The 1,046-nt window shown below is 67.5% G+C and carries 2 protein-coding genes; both read left to right on the forward strand.

The window, feature by feature from the left end:
• Window positions 1-154: BBE domain-containing protein (locus tag CFP71_RS45485; RefSeq protein ID WP_143267346.1), on the forward strand; the 154-nt coding region annotated here is incomplete at its 5' end.
• A gap of 266 nt (window positions 155-420) precedes the next feature.
• On the forward strand, window positions 421-1,046 hold a 626-nt coding region (locus CFP71_RS42985), incomplete at its 3' end, for a beta/alpha barrel domain-containing protein (protein WP_244200065.1).

The raw sequence follows: 1,046 nt of genomic DNA on the forward strand, positions 1-1,046 counted from the left end.
TACACCAGGCCCCCCCCCGGGACCTCCCTCCTTCCCCTCCCCGCGCCCCTTCGATTCGGCGTACTACGGCGAAAGCCTCCCTCGGCTGCGGCGAGTGGCGCGCAAGTACGACCCGGACGGTCTGTTCGCGTTCGAGCAGGGCCTGGCCCGCTGACCCCTGGCGCATTTCGTCCTCTGAATGCGGTGCTTCGACGTCGAACTACCGCATTCAGAGGACGAAACGCGTGCCGGGTGCGGGCCAGATCACCCAGTGGACTGCTGAAATCGCCGCGAACTGGCCTGCTTCAGAGGTCCAAAAGCGGCCTACCCTCGGAGGCGTCATCCCACTTCGCGCGCTTTTCGAAAGGTCCAGCAGTGTCTGACGACTCCACGAACACGGCCACCACCTCGCTCACCGGCACCGCCCGGGTCAAGCGCGGGATGGCGGAGATGCTCAAGGGCGGTGTGATCATGGACGTGGTCACCGCCGAGCAGGCGAAGATCGCCGAAGACGCCGGCGCCGTCGCGGTGATGGCGCTCGAGCGGGTCCCCGCGGACATCCGGGCCCAGGGCGGCGTCGCCCGGATGAGCGACCCGGACCTGATCGACGGCATCATCGAGGCCGTCTCGATCCCCGTCATGGCGAAGGCCCGCATCGGCCACTTCGTCGAGGCGCAGCTGCTCCAGTCGCTCGGTGTCGACTACATCGACGAGTCCGAGGTGCTGACCCCGGCCGACTACGAGAACCACATCGACAAGTGGGCCTTCACCGTGCCCTTCGTCTGTGGTGCGACCAACCTCGGTGAGGCGCTGCGCCGGATCAACGAGGGCGCGGCGATGATCCGTTCGAAGGGCGAGGCCGGTACCGGCGACGTCTCGAACGCGACCACGCACATGCGCAAGATCCGCGCGGAGCTGCGTCGCCTCTCGTCGCTCCCCGAGGACGAGCTTTACGTTGCGGCGAAAGAACTTCAGGCACCGTATGAGCTCGTCAAGGAGGTCGCGGCGAAGGGCAAGCTCCCCGTCGTGCTCTTCACCGCGGGCGGTATCGCGACCCCGGCCGACGC

Source organism: Amycolatopsis thailandensis (assembly GCF_002234405.1).
GTDB lineage: Bacteria > Actinomycetota > Actinomycetes > Mycobacteriales > Pseudonocardiaceae > Amycolatopsis > Amycolatopsis thailandensis.